The organism is Haloarcula japonica DSM 6131, assembly GCF_000336635.1.
In the GTDB taxonomy this organism is placed as follows: Archaea; Halobacteriota; Halobacteria; order Halobacteriales; family Haloarculaceae; genus Haloarcula; species Haloarcula japonica.
Genome location: NZ_AOLY01000039.1, coordinates 141950 through 157594, shown reverse-complemented (window position 1 = coordinate 157594; position 15645 = coordinate 141950). Strand labels below are relative to the sequence as shown.

At 61.7% G+C, this 15645-nt stretch carries 18 protein-coding genes and 1 tRNA gene; 3 read left to right on the top strand and 16 right to left on the bottom strand.

Annotated features, from left to right (window positions below; translation table 11 throughout):
* Positions 1–57: 57 nt before the first annotated feature.
* Positions 58–645 carry a dTMP kinase gene (gene tmk, locus C444_RS15185; protein WP_004593873.1) on the top strand — a complete coding sequence of 196 codons (588 nt, stop codon included), beginning with the start codon at positions 58–60 and terminating at the stop codon, positions 643–645.
* Here the strand turns inward: tmk and C444_RS15180 are convergent.
* Both C444_RS15180 and C444_RS15175 read right to left on the bottom strand, forming a co-directional pair.
* On the bottom strand, positions 642–962 hold the full coding sequence (locus tag C444_RS15180) for a hypothetical protein (RefSeq protein WP_004593872.1): 321 nt from the start codon (positions 960–962) through the stop codon (positions 642–644). The two genes, tmk and C444_RS15180, sit on opposite strands and share 4 nt — an antisense overlap.
* A 52-nt stretch (positions 963–1014) precedes the next feature.
* The gene (locus C444_RS15175) at positions 1015–1245 is read right to left on the bottom strand and encodes an Lrp/AsnC family transcriptional regulator (protein WP_004593871.1); all 231 of its coding nucleotides are present in this window, start codon (positions 1243–1245) and stop codon (positions 1015–1017) included.
* Between the two features lie 140 nt (positions 1246–1385).
* On the opposite strand from C444_RS15175, the gene C444_RS15170 reads away from it, so the two are divergent.
* Together C444_RS15170 and C444_RS15165 are read left to right on the top strand one after the other, a co-directional pair.
* Entirely contained in the window at positions 1386–2072 is a 687-nt protein-coding gene (locus C444_RS15170) for a potassium channel family protein (RefSeq protein WP_004593870.1), read from the top strand.
* A gap of 2 nt (positions 2073–2074) precedes the next feature.
* On the top strand, positions 2075–2305 hold the full coding sequence (locus C444_RS15165) for an Lrp/AsnC family transcriptional regulator (protein ID WP_004593869.1): 231 nt from the start codon (positions 2075–2077) through the stop codon (positions 2303–2305).
* Positions 2306–2344: 39 nt separating this feature from the next.
* Here the strand turns inward: C444_RS15165 and C444_RS15160 are convergent, their stop codons facing one another.
* The 14 genes from C444_RS15160 to C444_RS15095 all read right to left on the bottom strand — a co-directional run bounded on the left by C444_RS15160 (position 2345) and on the right by C444_RS15095 (position 15601).
* Positions 2345–2857 carry a DUF5813 family protein gene (locus C444_RS15160; protein ID WP_004593868.1) on the bottom strand — a complete coding sequence of 171 codons (513 nt, stop codon included), beginning with the start codon at positions 2855–2857 and terminating at the stop codon, positions 2345–2347.
* A 267-nt stretch (positions 2858–3124) separates the two neighbouring features.
* A tRNA-Leu gene (locus C444_RS15155) sits at positions 3125–3209 on the bottom strand.
* A gap of 148 nt (positions 3210–3357) precedes the next feature.
* Positions 3358–3882, bottom strand: coding sequence for a DUF7529 family protein (locus tag C444_RS15150; protein ID WP_004593867.1), 525 nt, complete (start codon positions 3880–3882; stop codon positions 3358–3360).
* A gap of 37 nt (positions 3883–3919) precedes the next feature.
* Positions 3920–4327 (bottom strand): DUF7555 family protein, encoded by a 408-nt coding sequence (locus tag C444_RS15145; RefSeq protein ID WP_004593866.1) that lies wholly within the window; start codon positions 4325–4327, stop codon positions 3920–3922.
* Positions 4320–5657, bottom strand: a complete 1338-nt coding sequence (locus C444_RS15140; protein ID WP_049909566.1) for an ABC transporter ATP-binding protein — start codon at positions 5655–5657, stop codon at positions 4320–4322. Before C444_RS15140 ends, C444_RS15145 begins: the two co-directional genes overlap by 8 nt.
* Positions 5650–6870 carry an ABC transporter ATP-binding protein gene (locus C444_RS15135; RefSeq protein ID WP_004593864.1) on the bottom strand — a complete coding sequence of 407 codons (1221 nt, stop codon included), beginning with the start codon at positions 6868–6870 and terminating at the stop codon, positions 5650–5652. The genes C444_RS15140 and C444_RS15135 overlap by 8 nt, the downstream gene beginning before the upstream one ends.
* Entirely contained in the window at positions 6867–8324 is a 1458-nt protein-coding gene (locus C444_RS15130; protein WP_004593863.1) for an ABC transporter permease, read from the bottom strand. Before C444_RS15130 ends, C444_RS15135 begins: the two co-directional genes overlap by 4 nt.
* Positions 8324–9364: an ABC transporter permease gene (locus tag C444_RS15125; RefSeq protein WP_004593862.1), complete on the bottom strand. Its 1041-nt coding sequence runs from the start codon at positions 9362–9364 to the stop codon at positions 8324–8326. Before C444_RS15125 ends, C444_RS15130 begins: the two co-directional genes overlap by 1 nt.
* A 112-nt stretch (positions 9365–9476) precedes the next feature.
* A complete protein-coding gene (locus C444_RS15120; protein WP_004593861.1) occupies positions 9477–11321 on the bottom strand; it encodes an ABC transporter substrate-binding protein in 1845 nt (614 codons plus the stop codon).
* 266 nt (positions 11322–11587) lie between these two features.
* Positions 11588–11929, bottom strand: coding sequence for a hypothetical protein (locus tag C444_RS15115; RefSeq protein WP_004593860.1), 342 nt, complete (start codon positions 11927–11929; stop codon positions 11588–11590).
* A 56-nt stretch (positions 11930–11985) separates the two neighbouring features.
* Positions 11986–12771 carry an MOSC domain-containing protein gene (locus tag C444_RS15110; RefSeq protein WP_004593859.1) on the bottom strand — a complete coding sequence of 262 codons (786 nt, stop codon included), beginning with the start codon at positions 12769–12771 and terminating at the stop codon, positions 11986–11988.
* 39 nt (positions 12772–12810) lie between these two features.
* The gene (locus tag C444_RS15105; RefSeq protein ID WP_004593858.1) at positions 12811–13359 is read right to left on the bottom strand and encodes a peptidylprolyl isomerase; all 549 of its coding nucleotides are present in this window, start codon (positions 13357–13359) and stop codon (positions 12811–12813) included.
* A 166-nt stretch (positions 13360–13525) separates the two neighbouring features.
* Positions 13526–14458 carry an alpha/beta fold hydrolase gene (locus C444_RS15100; protein ID WP_004593857.1) on the bottom strand — a complete coding sequence of 311 codons (933 nt, stop codon included), beginning with the start codon at positions 14456–14458 and terminating at the stop codon, positions 13526–13528.
* Between the two features lie 57 nt (positions 14459–14515).
* Positions 14516–15601, bottom strand: coding sequence for an anthranilate phosphoribosyltransferase (locus C444_RS15095; protein ID WP_004593856.1), 1086 nt, complete (start codon positions 15599–15601; stop codon positions 14516–14518).
* Positions 15602–15645: the final 44 nt, after the last annotated feature.

Genomic DNA, 15645 nt, shown 5'->3' with positions numbered 1-15645 from the left:
TTACGGATGCACTGTCGAGGTCGGGGCGCTTACGTCCCCCCACACGGATTGTGAGGTATGCTCGTCACACTCGAAGGATTGGACGGGAGCGGCAAGACGACCGTGTGGGAACGGCTCCGAAGCGACGACACGGTCCCCGATGACGCCGTGTTCACGCGCGAACCGACCGACACCTGGTACGGGGACGCCGTCCAGCGATCCATCGACGACGACGACGCGGACTCGCTGGCCGAACTGTTCCTCTACACGGCCGACCACGCCGCGCATCTCTCGAACACGGTCCGACCTGCGCTCGGCGAGGAGCGGCTCGTCGTCTCCGACCGCTACAGCGACTCGCGGTACGCCTATCAGGGTGCGACACTCGAAGCTAGTGAGACGTTCGACGACCCGCTGTCGTACGTCCGGGAGGTCCACGCCCCGTGGACCCGTCCGCCGGATCGGACCGTGTATCTCGATCTCGATCCCGAAACCGCCGCACGGCGAAGCGGCGCGACGAACAAGTTCGAAACTGCTGACTATCTTTCAACGGTTCGTAATAACTACGAGCGACTCATTGACGCCGACCCGGAGCGGTTCGTACGCGTCGACGCAACCGCCGATCCAGACACCGTGTACGAACGCGTCCGAGCGGCGATTCTCGATTAGTCCATCGACGCCGGCAGTTCGACCTCGTCGGGGGCAGGCATCCAGAAGTAATCGAACGTCATCCCGGTAGCGAGTGGAACAACGACAGTCACGAGCAGCACGGCTGTCGTGGACCCGAGGTCCGCGCCGAGACGGAATACGCCACTCAACACCAGCAGGATGACGACCATGACGACCGGACAGAGGAGCAGCGAGTAGACGAGGCTTCCCCATCGCGTGTGCAAGCGGACGCGGAAAAAGCGCGTCATGAGCGCCGTCACAGCACTGTTGACCAGCACGATGACGAGCAGGCCGATAATACCGGCGACACTGACCATGTTCGACGTAGGGCGGCAAGTCCCTTTGCCGTGTCGAAACAACGTGGCTCGCTCACTCTAAACAGATGTACGTGCGCGTGTCAGCGACACCGTTGAGATCACGGACGTGACCCGAGACCGACTGCATGATATCGTACACCTCCGTGCCCGTCGCTTCGGCGATGATATCGTACTGCCCGGCGACGATGTGTGCCTCGGTGATGCCCTCGGCGTCGCGAACTGCCGCAAGGAGTTCTTCTGATTTGCCGGCAGCGGTCTTGATCATAATGAACGCGCTAACCATATTGTGGTGTGTCGTATCATAGCACGAAAAAGGTTCCGTCAGGGAAAAACAACGGCTGTATTGTTTGATAGCGTGGTCAAGTCGTCCGGTGGTTCTACCGGGTGGGTACTTTTATTCACCCCCGCCCCATAGGAGCGTGTATGCGATTCGTTATCGTGGGTGCAGGTCGTGTCGGACTGCGGACGGCTCGCGTCCTGCAAGAGAGTGGCCACGAAGTTGTCCTCATCGAGCGCGATGAGAACGCAGTTGAGCGCGCGCGAACGGCTGGTTTCGAGGTGATCGCGGGCGACGGCGCTATCGAGGAAACGCTCGGCAACGCCGATCTCGAAGCTGCTGACGCACTCGGCGCGCTCACCGGCGACCTGAACGACAACTTCGTCGCCTGTATGATCGCCAAGGAACACGGCTGTCGAACCGTTATGCGTATCGACGAGGACTACCGCGAGGAGATCTACCGACGCTACGCCTCCGACGTCGACGAGATTATTTACCCCGAACGGCTGGGCGCTATCGCCGCCAAGAACGCGTTGCTGGGCGGGAACATCCGCGCAGTCGCCGACATCGCACAGAACCTCCAGCTCGTGGAGTTTACCATCCAGCGGCAGTCGCCGATGGAAGGGTACACGCTGTCGGAACTGGAGCTTCCGTCGGATTCCCGGCTGATGGCGCACGGGAAAGGTGAGGACCCGCTCGCCATTCCCGACCCGGACGAAACGCTAGAGGCCGGTGACCGAGTCGTGATACTGGCCGACTTCGGGACGCTCTCCGATGTCCGTAGTATCGTTGTCGGTGAATCAGAACGCGCGACCGCGCTTGGAGGTGCCTGAATATGGTCATTGCCTACGTTATGGTCAAAGCCCACACCGGTGACGCGGACCGTCTGAAAGACGACATCGAAGCCGTCGACGGCGTTGTCGAGGCCCATATCGTCGCCGGTGACGTCGACTTCATCGCAAAAGTCAACGTAGAGACGCCCGCCGAAGTCAAGGACGTCGCAGCGACACATATCCAGGAAATCCAGGGCGTCGAAACGACACAGACCTATATCGCGATGGACTAAACGACGCGGCCACGGTTTTCCGCACCTAGAATCGTACAGCTACAGCGGCGTCCCGCCACGAGAGCCCTCGCTCCCGCCGGTACTCGCAGAGTTGAGCAGGTCAGCCACGACGCCGACGTAGTCGTAGCCAGGAATGACGCCTTCGACGTACGTCCCCTCGACGTATTCGACGAAGGTCTTGGCGACGTCCGCGGCCTGCCGTTCGCCACCCATCGTGTACTCGAACGTGACCACGACCTGCTCGCCGTCTTCGACGACGCTGTAATCGTCCAGTTCGACGGCAGTTCGGGTCGCTTTCGGTGCGTCCTCCAGCCGTCGTTCCATCGTTTCGAGCCAGCCGTCGATGACGGCGTCACCGACTTCGTCGCTTGTCGCGGCCTGTAGCGACGGCGCTCTGACCGTCACCTCGTAGTTCGTCCGCCACTCCTCGCCCTCGGTCGCAGTCACGCGGCCGTCGAAGTTCGTCGTCTCGACCGCGTAGCTATCCCCGGCCGGGACGAGCGCATCGTGTCGGCCGAACGCTTCGGCAACGTCATCTGGCACATCAGTCATTACGACGGTATAGGCCACAGACGTGCAAAAACGCGTCGTGTCCGGACACTCTCCGTCGTGTCACTACCGCACTCGAATCTGTCACCTACACAAGCTATGCCACATCTGGGACACGTCGGACTACTGTGCGTGTCTCCGGTGAGCGATCAGCGTTGCATCTTGTGACCGTTTGCGGCGAACTGTCTCCGAGCCACGGTATCTGCTGGACGGTGGTTCGAATCGCCATCAAAACGGTTCACACGCTCTCACATCGTTCGAGCGGATTTATGCGAGGGATGGGATTCGAACCCACGGACCCCTACGGGAGCGGGTCTTAAGCCCACCGCCTTTGGCCAAGCTCGGCTACCCTCGCGCAGATTGAACTCTGCGGGGGCTAGTGAATGGTCCTTTCGGTCTTGGACTGCGAGATGGCCTCTCGTGTCCCACCGCCGTCACGTCGGCGGCACTTGATGAGGGTTGTGACACACCGATTCGACTGTCACTCCCTCCGACACTGATCCCTACTCCTCGACTGGGAGTCTGTCGGTCGGGAGGAACTTCGTCCGGTCCGTGTGGTCGAACGTCGCAACCGGTGTCCCGTCCAGTTTCCTGAGCAACGTCTGGAACGTCGCACCGTCGTTCGCAGCAGTAACCGCGTTTCCGGCGTCTCGAAGCTCGTATGCGCCAGCGATGAACAGCGACGCGGTGTCCGGGTCAAAGTATTCGATGGCCAGAAACGCCTGCTCTCCGACCGTCCGCCGGTACACGTCATACGCTTCGAGGGGGTTCGATTCGACCAGTCGCGTCACGTCCTCGGCCTTATTGCCCGGAATGACGAACACGAGTTCGAGTCTGTCACCATCGTCGACTGTCCGCAGGCCGGCATCCCCGGCCGGGACGACGACGGCCTCGCGGCCGTTAGAACGCCGCTGATCCGCCAGTGCCTGTGTCTCTTCTAGCGTCTGTTTCCACGACGCCTTGCGGTCGTCCGAACCGGCAGCAAGCCGTTCGAGGTCGTCTGTCCCCTCGCCACCTGTCTTAACCATATCCTGTCGTTACGTCCGCGGGAGGTAAATGGTGGTGTCACTGGACGCCGAAAACGACCTCCATGCTCAGAGAGAGTCCGAGGACAAACAGGCTCGCAACGAAGAGTTTCACCGGCGGCGAGAGTCGGTCTTCGGGCGGGGCGAGCGTATCGAGAGGCGGGACGACACGAGCCAGCAGCGACTCAAATGGCGTCCGCTTGCGCGCTGACACACCGAACGACACGCCGGATTCGCCGGGCTCGTCGGAATCGAGAGACGGCGCACGCCACAGCGTGACCGAGGCGTAGCCGAACAGCGCGAAGCCGACGAAAAACAGCACGAACTTCACTGTCACCCAGCCACCGCCACGGAGCGGCGAGAGCACGCTACCGATAAGCGTGGCTGTGAGCGTTACGCCGAGGGCGTACCACAGCAGATCGAGTACCTTTCCCGCCAGGTTATCCATCGTGCGTGTCGTATCCACGTCGGCGCAGTTCGTCGCCAGGGGAGACGTGCTCCTGTGCGTGCCGGTGACAGAAGCTCATCCGTCCGTCGTCGACATCGTAGTACTGCGGCGTTTCGGTGTCACACTGACCGCCGAACACTTCTCTGAGATAGGCACGGGCGGCGTCGGGGTCGCCATCACTGAGGTACGTTGCAGCCTGTTCGACGTGCTCCCGTACGTCCCGCGGGAGGTCTACGTCGCTGAACTCCTCGTCGACGATTTCCTCGCTGTCGGCCAGCGCGGTGTCGAACCCGAGTCGTTCCTTGAGCCGCTCACCGATCGACTGTTCCGCACGGGACCGCTCGCGAATGACATCCCGGAACTCCCGAATCCGGTCCCACACCGCATCGCTAGCGTCTATGTCCTCGGGCCGAATCCGGACGGGACACCGCGTTGCGAAGGGACACCCTTCCGGCGGATCCCGTGGACTCGGTGGTGATCCCGGCAGGGTAATCCGGTCCACCTGAACTGTCGGGTCCGGTTCCGGAATCGCCGACAGCAATGCGCGCGTGTATGGGTTTTCCGGGCGCTGGAACAGCTGTTCCGTCGGCCCGACCTCCATGAGGTTCCCGAGGTACATCACCCCGACGCGGTCACAGATGTGCCGAACCACGCTCAGGTCGTGTGCGATGAAGAGGTACGTGAGACCGAACTCCTCTTGCAGTTCCTCCAACAGATTGAGTATCTGGGCCTGAACGGACACGTCGAGTGCCGAAACGGGCTCGTCGAGGACGACGAACTCCGGTTCGAGTGCGAGTGCGCGAGCAATGCCGATTCGCTGCCGCTGTCCGCCGGAGAACTGGTGGGGATACCGGTAGTAGTGCTCCGGCATGAGCCCGACCTGGTCGAGCAGTGTCCGCACCTTCTCCCGACGCTCGCGGGCCGTGCCCTGTTCGTGAACGTCCAGCGGCTCGCGGATGATTTCGCCGACAGTCATCCGGTCGTTGAGGCTCGACTCGGGGTCCTGAAACACCATCTGGGCGTTGCGGCGCCACTCCTTGAGGTCGCCGCCGCTGAGCTCAGTTATATCCGTCCCATCGAAGGAAACCGTGCCGGACGTCGCTGTCTCCAGTTGAATGAGCGTCCGACCCAGGGTTGTCTTCCCACAGCCGGATTCACCGACTAGCCCGAACGTCTCGCCGCGCGAGATTTCGAAGCTCACGCCGTCGACGGCTTTCACCGGGTCGCCTCCGAGCAATCCACCGTCTTCGTAGTAGGTTTTCAGGTCCTGCACATCGAGCAACGTCTCGCCGGTCTGGTGCGACACAGTGTCGACAACTGATTCACTCATCTGTGTCCCCTCCGTTGCGGTGTCCGCCGCTGTCCCCGGCACTGTGGCCGTGGCCACCGTCAGCCCGGGCATCGCTGTCTTCAGACCCGACCGAACTGGTATCCTCTCCGGCGTTTCGCTCCGCAGCCGGCCAGTCGTCCGCTGACAGCGCTTCGTCTGCTTCGACGCCTGTCTGGTCCGCGTTCTCTTCGTGCTGTGTCACAGTGTCATCGGTAGGCATATCTTCGGGGTACAGGAGACACGCGGCAGTGTGGTCTGCTGAGTCGCCGACCTCCACGTGAGCGGGATGAACTCGTTCACACTCGTCGAAGCCCTTCGGGCATCGGCTGACGAACCGGCAGTACGACGCCGATTCGTGTGGCGTCGGTACGTCTCCTTCGATAGTAGGCAGCCGATCCGTACTGGGGTTTCGGCCGGGAATACTCTGCAGGAGTCCCTGTGTGTATGGATGGTGTGGGTTCGCGAACAGTTCCTCTACGGGTGCTCGCTCGACGACTTCGCCGGCGTACATCACGGCGACGCGGTCGGCGACCTCCGCGATGACGCCCATGTCGTGCGTAATGAACATGATACCGATGTCACGCTCCGCCTGGATTTCCTGTAACAGGTCCAGAATCTGGGCCTGAATGGTGACGTCGAGCGCTGTCGTCGGCTCATCACAGATGAGCAGGTCCGGGTCACAGGCCAGTGCCATCGCGATGACGGCTCGCTGGCGCATCCCGCCGGAGAACTCGTGTGGGAACTCATCGACACGCCGCGCCGCGTCGGGGATGCCGACCGCACGCAGCAGTTCGATGGCTTCCGACTTGGCTTCGGCCCCTTCCATATCGCGGTGGAGCTCCAGCGCCTCGATGATCTGGTTCCCGACAGTGTACACCGGGTTGAGTGAGCTCAGCGGGTCCTGAAACACCATCGCGATGTCCCCGCCACGAACTGACCGGTATTGCTTCTCCGAAAGCGTCGTCAGCTCTCGCCCGTCTAACCGTATAGACGACTCTTCGCGGATTTCGCCCGGACTGTCGACCAGTCCCATTATCGAGCGTGCGGTGACGCTCTTGCCGGAGCCGGATTCGCCGACGATACCGAGCGTCTCGCCACGAGCGATTTCGAAGGATACCCCGTCGACAGCACGGATCTCCTCTCGATCGCTGTGGAACACGGTCCGGAGGTTGTCAACGGCCAGCAGCGGCTCGCCGTCTTCGGTGTGGCTCATCCGCCACCACCTCCGGCGGCCGCGCCAGCTGCACCGCCTTCAGCACCCTCGCTCTGTGGGTCGATAGCGTCACGAATCCCGTCACTTAGCGCGTTGAATCCAGTGACAACCAGCGTAATCAGGAGACCCGGAATGAGCGAGATGTGCCAGGACTGACTGGCGACGTACTGCTGCCCGATGTTGATCGCCCGACCCCACTCAGGAGTCGGGGCGGTAATCCCGAGTCCGATGAACGAGAGGGCAGAGACGGAAATAATGACGCCACCGAGCGTCAGGGAGGCGTAAACCAGGAGATAGCCGAGGATATACGGTGCCATATGTTTCCGCATAATCACAGTGGGTCGCTGGCCGTAACTCTTTGCCGCGTCGACCCACTCCTGTTCGCCGACCTGTAACGCGGGGCCACGTACTGCTCGCCATAACCCTGGCCAGCGTATTAACGCAAACAGGAGGATGAACAGCATCGCCCCGTTGTATAACTCTGCTATCCAGTGGTTCTTGAATACAACTGTCGCAAGAATTACCAACAGCAATGCTGGCATTGCCTGCACGGAGTCACTGGTCAGTACCACGATGAGGTCGGCCACCCCCTTGTAGTAGGCGGTAACTAATGCCAGCGTCGTCGCGATAACGCCTGCAATCGCCATCGACCCGAGGCCGATGAACAGCGACACCCGTGCGCCAAAGGCGAGGAAGGTGAACAGGTCCTTGCCGCTGACGAGCGTTCCGACAGGGTGGAACCGCCCGAAGTCGTCGTAACTCCAGATCCCGACATTGCTGTCCCCGCTACCACGGGAGGCGGAACCGAGGTTCGCTTCGCCGATGGTGATATTTTCGACCGTCTCCGTGTCCTCGTTGTAGTACTGCATATCGTAGGAGTACGGTCCTTCAATGTTCTCTTCGGCCGTCGTTGGGCCGATAACGGGCGCGAACGCGGCCATCGTAATGAAGAAGACGACGACAGCGAGCCCGAACAGGCCCCAGTAGTGGCTTCGGAGTCGGTCGATGACGTCGTCAGTTGGCGTCCAGTCAGCAGCGCGATAGTGCCGGCGGAAGAGCACGTAGCCGTACCACAGCCAGCCCAGCAGGACTGCAACGTATGCATACACCAGCAGGAAACGGATGAGCCATGCGTACTTGGGCTCGAGGCCGAGGAACGTGCCCTGCCAGGCGCTCCCGTCGTAGTACCCCCGGTTGGGTATCAGTTCTCGGCTCAGCAGATGTGGCAGTTCGCCGAAGAAGGCTGATGCACTGGCGAACGCCTCGGCACCGGGCGATCCCGGGAGCAGTGCGAGTCCGTAGCCTATCGCACCCAGCAGCCCATCGAGATACGTTGGTCCCTCAAGCAGTAACAGGACACAGAGGACGGCACCCCACAGCAGTGCCGGCCCGGGGTGTGCCTTGAGCCGGTCCCGCAACGGCTGATCGATGTCTTCGGTGGGTTCTGTCTCCATCATGCGTCGTACCCCACGCGTGGATCGATAATTGTGTACGCGAAGTCCTGTACGATATTCAGCCCGACGATAAGGAGGATAAATAGATACATCAGAGTTCCAACAAGCGGTAGGTCACCCTGTTTTGCCGCCTTGACGAACAGCAGGCCGATGCCATTGATCGAGAAGACAGTCTCGACGAGCACTGACCCGCCGATCAGGATGAACGCTTCCGCAGTGATTACCGGCACGAGTGGAATCAGCGCGTTCCGGAAGATGTGCTTCCAGACCAGCACCCGCGGTGAGACGCCCTTGGCCTTGGCCGTCTCGACGTACTTCGAGTTGATCGTTTCGAGAACGGCAGTTCGGCCGATACGCATCTCCGTACCCATCGACGCGGACCCGAGCACCAGTGCGGGCGGCAGTATCTGCTTTGTCGCTTTCGCGAGGTTGGTCCATGCCTGCCCCGGGTCAGTTATCAGCCTCGTAGGATTCCTCAGCACGGCGAGGTTCGGCGAGGTAACGACGTTCGTTTCCACGATGAAGCTGGTCCAGCTGAACCCAAACAGCTGTTCCGACTGCGAGAGTACCGTCACCAGAATGACCGCAAGCCAGAAGTTCGGCATCGCTCGCCAGACAATCCCACCGAAGGAGGCGAAGTAATCCGAGAACGTATTGGGATTCAGGCCGGCGTAGAAGCCGAGCGGAATGCCGATTCCGATGGCGATCACGACCGCCCAGAATCCGAGCCAGATCGTCCGCGGTGCGTAGCTGATGATGAGGTCAACGGCCGGCGTGCCGGAGTTGATTACCCACGACTGGCCCAGATCGAACAGGAACAGATTTCCCATAAAGTCGAAGTACTGTTCCCAGAGCGGATCGTTCAGTCCCAACCGTTGCTCGATCTGTTGAATCGCGCGAGCGTCACCTTGCGGGCCGAGGATCGCCGCTGCAGGACTGAGGGGTCCCAGCCGGATAATTGCGAACGTTACTGTCGTTCCGAATATAATAACAGGGATCGACAGTACCAAGCGCTTGAGCATATACGTAGCGCGGCTCATGGCTTAGCTTGTCTCCGTTGTACGGGTACTTGTGAGTTCATAATCTCTGAGGGCTGCGTTATTCCCGTCACCAACCGTGACGGGGACGATTACGCCAGCGGGGACGCGATTACTATCTGTCTCCGAGCGACACAGTGTTCATCTTCTGTCGGCTCGGCCCCATCCCGGCTGGCGGCGTGAAGTCGACGTGGTCGTACCAAAACAGCTCAGTCAGCTCGTGATACACCGGCAGCATTGCGACGTCTTCCCAGTTGGCGTCCTCAAGCTGGACGTATGCGTCGTTCCGGGCAGCCTGATCTTCTTCCGTCGGTGCCGGGTTCTCGGCGATTGACTGATACGCCTCCTCAGCCCGCTGTGCAGCGTCGCCGTTCTCCGGCTGCCAGTTGACGTACGAGATCGGGAAATCGAGGCTCGTATCGGTTTGTGGCGGGTTCAGCAGCTGGAGGAAGTTGTCTGGGGCGGGCCAGTCGGCGACCCAGCCAAGCGAGTACATCTCTAGTTCGCCGTTGCGACCGCGTTCGAGGAGCGTGTTGAACGGTGCCTGATTGACTTCGAGGTCGATGTAGACGCTCTCAAGCTGGTCCCGAAGAATGCTCGCAGTTTCGCTCCAGACGCCGGACTCGTAGATTGTCAGCTCGATGGCGACACGCTCGTTATCGCCGTAGCCAGCCTCTTCCATCACCGAGCGGGCCTCTCCGAGCTGGCTGTCGTCGTAGCCGTACGGGTACTCGTTTTCGGCGCGGTCGTTGTAGTTCTGGGGGCCGCCGGGGAAGATGGATTTCGGCGTGAAGTTGTACGCGGGTTCGCCGCGCTGTTTGAACACCTGCTCGACAACGGTGTGCTGGTTCATCGCGTATGCGACCGCCTGACGAACCGGCTTGGGCACGCTGGCCATATTAAAGCCGAGATAGAATACCCCGATGTTCGACACACCGGAGTAATTGGCCGTGGCGCCGTTACGCAACTCGCCGTAGGTTCCGTTCTGACGACCCTGGTCGTCTTCCTCCTCGACGGATACCTTCCCGGGGTCGTACTGCGCCGTGGGGAGTTCGAAGATGTCGGCGTTGCGGTTCATCGCGTAGTTGTACTGGGCCGAATCGCTCTCGATGACTGCAAAGTGGACGCCGTCGACGTTCGGGTTCTCACCGTAATAGTCGTCGTACGCGCTGACTCTGGCCTCAGTGCCGGAGTCCCACGTGTCGAACTCGAACGGACCGTTGCCGATCGGGCTTGAACTTGAGAACTCGGCCTGTGTCACCTCGCCCTCGTACCCTTCGATGTCGCCGATCATGCCCTCTGGAACCGGTGCGAAGGAGGAGTACGCGAGCATCTCCAGCGTGGAGGCAAACGGTGACTCCAGCTGGATCTCGAGCGTTGTTTCGTCGACAGCTTCGACACCGAGCGTCCCCGGCTTGTACACTTCCTGTTCTTCGCCGTCGATCGTCTCGGTCGTCGTTTCGTGTGTCACGCCCAGTGAGTCCAGAACGAAATAGGCACGACTGGAGTTGTCGGATGCAGTCAGCCGCTCGAACGCGTAGACAAAGTCACTGGCAGTTACGGTGTCCCCGTTGTGGAAGGTTGCGTCTTTCAACTGGAACGTGTAGGTCGTGAAATCATCAGATACCTCATAGTCCGCAGCCATAAGCCCCTCTACAGCGGGTTGACTGTCGGGATAGTTCATCAGCGGGTCGAACATCTGCTGGATGACGATTCCCGATTGGGTGTCGGTCGCCTCGATCGGATCCATCGTCGTCATCGTCCCCGTGTTGACCCGCCAGAGGTCCCCTTCTTGTTTCAGGTCGGTCCCGACATCGCCCCCACTGGAGTCCGTCGAGTCCATACCACCGCCGGTCCCTTCCTCTGCTCCCTCAGTCCCCTCACTATCACTGGAACATCCCGCCAGCGCTGCGGCCGCCGCGGCACTGCCCGTTGCTTTCAGAAACGATCGCCGTTCCATGCTACTTGAACGTGGCATATTGATACCCAAATTGCCCCCTACAAATAGAAGTTATGTCATACAGTAGCTTGAAATATTAAACTGCTCGCATGAAGAAATTCAGTTTATTATCTATAGTAATCTTACATGATATATACTGTAGCGGCTGTTCTCTGGATGCGGAAATTCACCCCCGTAGAACCGAGTTCTCGGCGGCTTTGACCGCGCGCACCGGTATCTACGCGGACTGATAGATGGTGGTAGAACTGCTGCTATCAGAAACTGCGCTACCAGTCGACGGAGAGTGACCCGTCGCCGTTCGGGTCCGGGGCGATTTCTTCGTTTGTTCGTCGGTCGATGACGTGGATGATGCCCCGGTCTTTCTTCGCCGGGCAGGCCTCCGCGGCCGCGACGTTGTGATCGAGGTCCTCCTCGTCGATGAAGTAGGCCTCGGGCTTGGCGATGCCGGTGTCTAGGTCGAGCGTCCAGTTACGTGACTTCTCGGCGCACTTGCCCGCGCCGAAGCACTTGTTGGCTTCGAAAATTATCTTGTACGGCTTCTCCTCGACCGGGGGGCCGTCCTGTTCGCCGAACTCGCTCGGGTCGACGTGATCGTCCGCGTCTGCCATTACGCCCTATTCGAGACGGACCGTCTTTCGATTGTCGGTCTCGCTGTCGCACCTCGCTACGGTTCGGCCGCCGGCACGACCTCGACGGGGTCCCCGACGGCGAGGTCCGCGCCACGGTCGGCCTCGGGAACACGGGAGATGAGCATCAGGGTGTAGAAGTGGTCGAAGGCGTCGCGGTCGGCCCACTCCGGGAACGTCTCTTGCCGGCGTTCGATGAACTGCTCCCGGAATTCCGGTGTTTCCTCGCCGGTGTCGGGGTCCCGCTGAGGGACCACACAGCGACCGCAGGGAGTCACCCCTTCGAAGCGAACGCCGCCGGCCCGGAAGGCAGGAGCGTCCGCACCGACGAACCGATCCTCCCAGAACGCCGGGACCCCGCCGACCTCAACGTTCGCGCGGAGTCGCCGTCGCAGCCCGGCAACTGTCACGTCGTCGAACCACGACGCCACGGTTTCCAGCGTCGCGGTGCTGATGACCGACGGCCCCATCTCTCGCCGGTCGACGTAGCCAAGCGTCTCGTCGTGCTCGACAGTCAGGTCCACATCGAAAAATTCGCTGAGCCACTCGGCGGCCCGGGTGCGTTCACCTGCATCCCGGAGTTCGAACGACACGCTATCGCCGTCGGTGGTGACCGACAGTGTTCCCGTTCTGGTGTCGTAACTGGTGTCGATGTCGTGGACGCGGTCGGTCCGCTTCCCGTTGACCACGTCGCCATCGGCGTCGAACATGGCGAACTCGCGGTCGTGCGCCAGTGTGCCGCCTGGGCGGATCGATACCGATTCGCAGTCCATGCCGTCCAGCGCCTTGACGGGGTAGACGGTGAGTCGCTTGACGTGTGCCACTATCGGTTGCTCGGTCGGAACGACGAAAATGTTGTGTGGTTACCGGTGAATTTCGACCGATTCCAGGAGCATTTCCTCGGTCGGCGCGTCGTTGCGGTCGGTGTCGACGTTGCCGATGGATTCGACGACCTCCATCCCGTCGATGACCTTCCCGAAGACGGCGTGTTTGCCGTCGAGGTGGGGCTGAGCGTCGAGCGTGATGAAGAACTGTGAGCCGTTGGTGTTCGGGCCGCTGTTGGCCATGCTGAGGACACCTGGGCCGTCGTGGCTGAGTTCGTCGTGGAACTCGTCGTCGAAGGAGTAGCCGGGGCCGCCGCGGCCGGTGCCGGTCGGGTCGCCCATCTGGATCATGAAGTCCTCGATGATACGGTGGATGTCGATGTCAGTGTACAGCGGGTCGATGCGCTTCTCGCCGGATTCGGGGTCTTCCCACGCGCCAGTCCCTGGGCCGATTTCGGTCCCGTCGTAGTCGTCGGCCCCTTCGGCCAGACCGACGAAGTTCTCAACGGTAGTCGGCACGCGCTCGTCGTACAGTTCGACTTCGATCTCGCCCTCTGTCGTGTGGAGGGTCGCAGTCAGGTCGCTCATACTCAATCGGAGGGAAGCCCGGCAGAAAAGCCTGCCCACTGACCGAAAGTTCAAGTACTACAACGGGGCCAGCGCTGCCATGGTCTAAGTAGCCGTCGTGTGGCGGGACGCGGGAGCCCGACACGTCGCCACGCGAGCGAGAGTGTCGGCTGTTCGCTATACCGGACTACGGTAGGTGTGACAGCAGTAGCTCCGACACCTGCTCGGGGGCGTCGAACTGGACCCAGTGGCTCGCCGCCGGGAGCCGCTCGACTCGGCAGTCCGGGACCCATTCTTCGAGGTCCTGAGTCAGATCGAGCGAGAGCGCATCGTCCTGCACACCCCAGACAAGGAGCGTCGACGCTGTCACTGGACGGTTGCCGACGCCGCCCTGCGTGAGCGTCAGCTTTGCGTTCCGCCGGACAAGCGCCCGGTAGTAGTTGACTGCGGCCGTACGCGCACCCGGTTGCCCGAGCGCCCGCTTGTACCGCTCGATGTCTGTCTCGGTGAACGCACTCGGACGGGTCGGCCCGTCGGTCAGGATACGCTCCAGCATGGCGAAATCGTTCCACCGGAGGCAAATCTCCGGAAGCATGGGAAGCTGGAAGAACAGCACGTACCATGACCGAAGCAGTTGGTCGACCGAGCGGCGGAGCTCTCGCTCGTACGCTGACGGGTGGGGTGCATTCAGGACCGCGAGCTGGTCGACGACATCGGAACGGTCGATGGCGGTTTGCCAGGCGATTACGCCGCCCCAGTCGTGACCGACCACGTGGGCCTGCTCGCGGTCGAACGCCGAAATAAGGCCCGCGACGTCGGCGACCAGTTCGTCAATATGGTACGCCGCGACGCAGTCGGGCTTGTCGGAATGGTTGTACCCACGGAGGTCCGGCGCGACCACGCGGTAGCCCGCATCCGCGAGCGCCGGAATCTGATGTTTCCAGGCGTACCAGAACTCCGGGAAGCCGTGCAACAGGACGACGAGGTCGCCGTCCGGCGGCCCGGCGGTCACGGTGTGGAGTCTGATACCGTTGGTATCGACCAGCTCGTGGATGCCGGGGGTCTCTGCGGCGGGTACCGTCCACGCAGAGCTGTCACGAGCGCTAGCGTGTTGTCCCATCAGACCACCTTTGCACGCTCGGTAGAAGTGGATTCCGCTCTGCTCGCGGTCCCCGGATTAGAAGGCCCGAAGATCGTCGAGCGTCTCCGCTGCACTGCCGTCAGAAATCGCGTCGCGGGCCTGGTCGAGGCCGTCCTGGATGCTGTCGGCGTCTTCGCGGGCGTAGATGCGGAGCGCGGCGTTGAGCGCGATAGCGTCGGCGAAGCCGTCCTCGCGCTCGCCGGCCAGCACGGCTTCGGTTATCGCCGCCGATTCCTCGGCCACGTCGTCTACCTGCAGGTCCTCGCTCTCGATGTCCATCCCGTACTCGCCGGTGCGGATCTCGAAGTCCGCGATGTCCTCGTCGTCGGATGCTTCGCCCTCGACGGGCCACTCGGCGACGACTGTCTCGCCGGGGCGCACGTCGTCGTAGCCCTCCATCCCTTGGAAGAACAGGGCACGCTCGACGCCGCTAGTCTCGGCGTTGGTGAGCGTTCGGACCATCTTTTTGGCGAACGCTAGGTGGTAGAAGCTGCCCAGATGCACGCTTGCGTTGGCCGGGTTCGCGAGCGTTTCGACAGTGTTGACGAAGGTCCGGACGCCCATGTTGTCGCGGCGCTCGAACAGGGCGTCGATGCCGGGGTTGAATTCCGGCTGATAGTAGAAGCCGAAACCGACCTCATCGACCATGTCAGCGCTTTCGCTCGGCTCGATTTCCGTCCGGACGCCCAGTTCGTCCAGTACGTGCTTGTAGGCGTCCTGCTTCTGCGTCGGGACGCGGTCGCCGGAGTGGACGACAACGGGCGTGCCGGCGGCGGCGGCGACGACGCCTGCGCCGACGCCGAGAATCGCGGACCGGCCCTTACCGTCGTAGTTGGCCCCGCAGTCGACCGGGTCAGCGTCCGGCGTGGCTGTCTCAACCGATTCCTCGGACATCACGTCGACGTACGCACCCAGCTCCTCGGGGGTGTTTCGTTTCCACCGGTTGGCGAGCCAGAACGCACCGAGCGTCGTGTGGTCGGGTTCGCCGCCGAGGATGCGCTGGAACGCCTCCCGGGCCTGTGTGCGGGTCATGTCGTCTGCCGATTTGTGACCGGAGCCGACGACTTCCGTCATGAGTCGTTTGAGCGGCCATTCGCCGTACTCCCGGGTCGCTTGCGCCATGGAAACGTGTTCGGGCCAGAGTTCAAAAGCCCCTGTGTTTCGTT

Excerpts from the sequence above, each read along its gene's own strand:
- tmk (WP_004593873.1), top strand. The coding sequence starts at position 58 with ATGCTCGTCACACTCGAAGGATTGGACGGGAGCGGCAAGACGACCGTG.
- C444_RS15180 (WP_004593872.1), bottom strand. The coding sequence starts at position 962 with ATGGTCAGTGTCGCCGGTATTATCGGCCTGCTCGTCATCGTGCTGGTC.
- C444_RS15175 (WP_004593871.1), bottom strand. The coding sequence starts at position 1,245 with ATGGTTAGCGCGTTCATTATGATCAAGACCGCTGCCGGCAAATCAGAA.
- C444_RS15170 (WP_004593870.1), top strand. The coding sequence starts at position 1,386 with ATGCGATTCGTTATCGTGGGTGCAGGTCGTGTCGGACTGCGGACGGCT.
- C444_RS15165 (WP_004593869.1), top strand. The coding sequence starts at position 2,075 with ATGGTCATTGCCTACGTTATGGTCAAAGCCCACACCGGTGACGCGGAC.
- C444_RS15160 (WP_004593868.1), bottom strand. The coding sequence starts at position 2,857 with ATGACTGATGTGCCAGATGACGTTGCCGAAGCGTTCGGCCGACACGAT.
- C444_RS15150 (WP_004593867.1), bottom strand. The coding sequence starts at position 3,882 with ATGGTTAAGACAGGTGGCGAGGGGACAGACGACCTCGAACGGCTTGCT.
- C444_RS15145 (WP_004593866.1), bottom strand. The coding sequence starts at position 4,327 with ATGGATAACCTGGCGGGAAAGGTACTCGATCTGCTGTGGTACGCCCTC.
- C444_RS15140 (WP_049909566.1), bottom strand. The coding sequence starts at position 5,657 with ATGAGTGAATCAGTTGTCGACACTGTGTCGCACCAGACCGGCGAGACG.
- C444_RS15135 (WP_004593864.1), bottom strand. The coding sequence starts at position 6,870 with ATGAGCCACACCGAAGACGGCGAGCCGCTGCTGGCCGTTGACAACCTC.
- C444_RS15130 (WP_004593863.1), bottom strand. The coding sequence starts at position 8,324 with ATGGAGACAGAACCCACCGAAGACATCGATCAGCCGTTGCGGGACCGG.
- C444_RS15125 (WP_004593862.1), bottom strand. The coding sequence starts at position 9,364 with ATGAGCCGCGCTACGTATATGCTCAAGCGCTTGGTACTGTCGATCCCT.
- C444_RS15120 (WP_004593861.1), bottom strand. The coding sequence starts at position 11,321 with ATGGAACGGCGATCGTTTCTGAAAGCAACGGGCAGTGCCGCGGCGGCC.
- C444_RS15115 (WP_004593860.1), bottom strand. The coding sequence starts at position 11,929 with ATGGCAGACGCGGACGATCACGTCGACCCGAGCGAGTTCGGCGAACAG.
- C444_RS15105 (WP_004593858.1), bottom strand. The coding sequence starts at position 13,359 with ATGAGCGACCTGACTGCGACCCTCCACACGACAGAGGGCGAGATCGAA.
- C444_RS15100 (WP_004593857.1), bottom strand. The coding sequence starts at position 14,458 with ATGGGACAACACGCTAGCGCTCGTGACAGCTCTGCGTGGACGGTACCC.
- C444_RS15095 (WP_004593856.1), bottom strand. The coding sequence starts at position 15,601 with ATGGCGCAAGCGACCCGGGAGTACGGCGAATGGCCGCTCAAACGACTC.